We start from the raw sequence: 2,314 nt of genomic DNA on the forward strand, positions 1-2,314 counted from the left end.
GCCGTCGACGATGCCGAGGACCTGCCCGGTGGCCAGGTCGACCAGCGTCGTCATCCACGGCTCGAACCGTCTCCAAGCGCCCTCGTCGGTGCGGAACCAGCGCACTGACCGGTAGCGGTGCTCATCGACCCCCAGACGCCTGACCCGCACGTCGTCGACGTCAGGCAGGACCACAGCGGCGGCGCTGAGGGCGGACTGGACCAGCCACCACGAGACGCCGTGGGCCCGGGCCACCTCGGAGGCTGCTCGGCCCGAGGTGATCACGGCCGAGACGACCTCTTCCCGCAGTCGGGTCGTCGAGCGTGCGTAACGAGGGATCTGCTCGGTGGCCTCGGCGAACGTGCCCCGGGCACAAGCCGGCTCCAGGCAGAACCAGCGCCGCTTGGCCCACACCACCACCGCCGCGCCAGCGACGGGAACGTCCCGGACCTGCTGTGACCGGCGGGAGTGGACCTTCGTCGCCAGCACGCCGCAGGACGGACAGCCGGGTGGGACGGTCGAGGCGATCACCACTCGACGACCTCCGTCGGGCAGGTCGATGGCGTCGATGACGCGGTAGTTGGGCAGGTTGAAGATCGTGCTCGCAGCATCACGCTGCGAACCAGTACTCTCGTGCACAGGCTCGTGGTCCTCTGAGATTCGGATGTCTTGACAACACCCATCACAGCAGGACCACGAGCCGTTCTACGTCAACGACGCGACGCTCCCCATCACCACGAACCGGGAAGAGCCGGTATACCAGGGTGGACAGAGGTGACCTCTAGTCACTACTGCCCTTTGAAGGCTCTTGAGACTTGCTCTGCGGCACCGACCGGACGATAATGTTTACATGTCTACATCTGGAGTTCTGAGCATCCGCCTGCCAGAAGAGATCAAGGCGCGTCTTGAAGCACTGAGCAAGACCACTGGTCGGCCGGCAGCGTACTACGTGCGCCAGGCCCTGACTGAGCGCATCGACGATCTGGAATGGGCCTACGGAGTAGCCGCACATGCTGAAGCGATCCGGGCCGGCACCGGCGAATCCCGGCCGCTCGACGACCTGGCCAGCGAACTCGGGTTCGAGCCGAACGAACTGCGAGACGACGCCCGCAGCCTCGGCGGCGAGTGACCACAGGACATGTGGACCGTACGCACGTCTGGCGACTTCGACCGCGCTGTTTCTCGTCTCGATCGTCAGATCGCCAGGCGAGTCATGACAAAGCTATACGGTCTCGCAGACCTCAAGGATCCTACGGCGCGCTGTAAGCCACTGACAGGCCCGCTCGTGGGTCTGTGGAGACTACGCGTCGGCGACTACCGCGTGATCCTCGACGTTCACCGCGACGAGCTGGTCATAGTCGCTCTCGACGTCGATCACCGCAGCAGCATCTACGACACGTAGCCACCATCAGCCGACTGAAACAGCTCCGACTTGGCACCCACCCTATGGGCACGCGGCTTTCCCGTTCACGACACTATCGGTGCAGGTCAGAGAGTACAGGACACAGCTAGACTCGGTGGAATGAATGCGGCGATCACTGTGCTTCCTAAGCCTCACTGGATAAACGGCTGGTTTCTGCGACTGTTCGCGCAACCGTATGTGCTCGTCGATGACGTGGAACATGCCGCGCAGTGGGGAAGAGGTCTCAAGATCGAGACCAGTCCAGGACGGCACACGGTTGCGGTAGGTGCCCGCTATCATCGAACAAAGGCCCTGCTCGGGGTCGCTGCAACTGAGGTCGAAGCTCAGGCGAACCAGCACGTTGGGTTGATAGCTCAGAACGGCCCGCTCAATCACCAGGCGTTTGCGTTGCGGGCCACCAAACACACCTGACCGTCGCTAGCGGAGACGCTGCCCTCGGTATGTCTCACCCACTGCCCTCGGGTTCAAGGGGAAACGCTCTCCGGGCCGCGCATGGTATACCCCGACTGAAAGTTGGGACGGGAGATCCTCACAGCCAGTCCAAAAATCGGACGGCAAAGTACAATTCACCTGTGATCATCCAGGTAGACCCGCTCGCTTCGCTTTTGGCCGCCGCATCCGCAATTATCTCGATCTGGGCGCTATACGTAGCGAAACGCGCTCCGCTACAAGAACGCACTCGCAACCACCGCGACATCGTCCGAAATGCGCTTACTGAGGCGGTCCGTAGCTTTGAACCTCTCGAAACCGCCGTATCAACGGGACAGGTGGTTCCGAGTTTTTCCAAAAGGGGTATCCATCTTGATGCCGATGGACGGGGCCGGTCTGCCGGGTAGGGTCGGGTGACGTAAGGGCCCCCGCGCTGCGTCAACAGCCGGGGGCATGGACTACACCGTCAAGGGGTGTATGTCG

The 2,314-nt window shown here is 62.8% G+C and carries 4 protein-coding genes; 3 read left to right on the plus strand and 1 reads right to left on the minus strand.

What is annotated here, in order from left to right; all coding sequences use genetic code 11:
* Positions 1–618: transposase family protein (locus tag BSP109_RS16475; RefSeq protein WP_146001222.1), on the minus strand; the 618-nt coding region annotated here is incomplete at its 3' end.
* 211 nt (positions 619–829) lie between these two features.
* Between BSP109_RS16475 and BSP109_RS16480 the strand changes: the two genes are divergently transcribed.
* The 3 genes from BSP109_RS16480 (at position 830) to BSP109_RS17175 (ending at position 1,813) form a co-directional block, all read left to right on the plus strand.
* Positions 830–1,108 carry a ribbon-helix-helix protein, CopG family gene (locus BSP109_RS16480; RefSeq protein WP_101602042.1) on the plus strand — a complete coding sequence of 93 codons (279 nt, stop codon included), beginning with the start codon at positions 830–832 and terminating at the stop codon, positions 1,106–1,108.
* Positions 1,109–1,117: 9 nt separating this feature from the next.
* On the plus strand, positions 1,118–1,381 hold the full coding sequence (locus BSP109_RS16485; RefSeq protein ID WP_101602044.1) for a type II toxin-antitoxin system RelE/ParE family toxin: 264 nt from the start codon (positions 1,118–1,120) through the stop codon (positions 1,379–1,381).
* 120 nt (positions 1,382–1,501) lie between these two features.
* Positions 1,502–1,813: a hypothetical protein gene (locus tag BSP109_RS17175; RefSeq protein ID WP_146001223.1), complete on the plus strand. Its 312-nt coding sequence runs from the start codon at positions 1,502–1,504 to the stop codon at positions 1,811–1,813.
* Positions 1,814–2,314: the final 501 nt, after the last annotated feature.

It is taken from the genome of Brevibacterium sp. Mu109 (genome assembly GCF_900169375.1).
GTDB classification, from domain to species: domain Bacteria; phylum Actinomycetota; class Actinomycetes; order Actinomycetales; family Brevibacteriaceae; genus Brevibacterium; species Brevibacterium yomogidense_A.

What these genes read in the sequence shown, in the direction of transcription:
- BSP109_RS16485 (WP_101602044.1), top strand. Translation starts at nt 1,118, where the DNA reads ATGTGGACCGTACGCACGTCTGGCGACTTCGACCGCGCTGTTTCTCGT.
- BSP109_RS16480 (WP_101602042.1), top strand. Translation starts at nt 830, where the DNA reads ATGTCTACATCTGGAGTTCTGAGCATCCGCCTGCCAGAAGAGATCAAG.
- BSP109_RS17175 (WP_146001223.1), top strand. Translation starts at nt 1,502, where the DNA reads ATGAATGCGGCGATCACTGTGCTTCCTAAGCCTCACTGGATAAACGGC.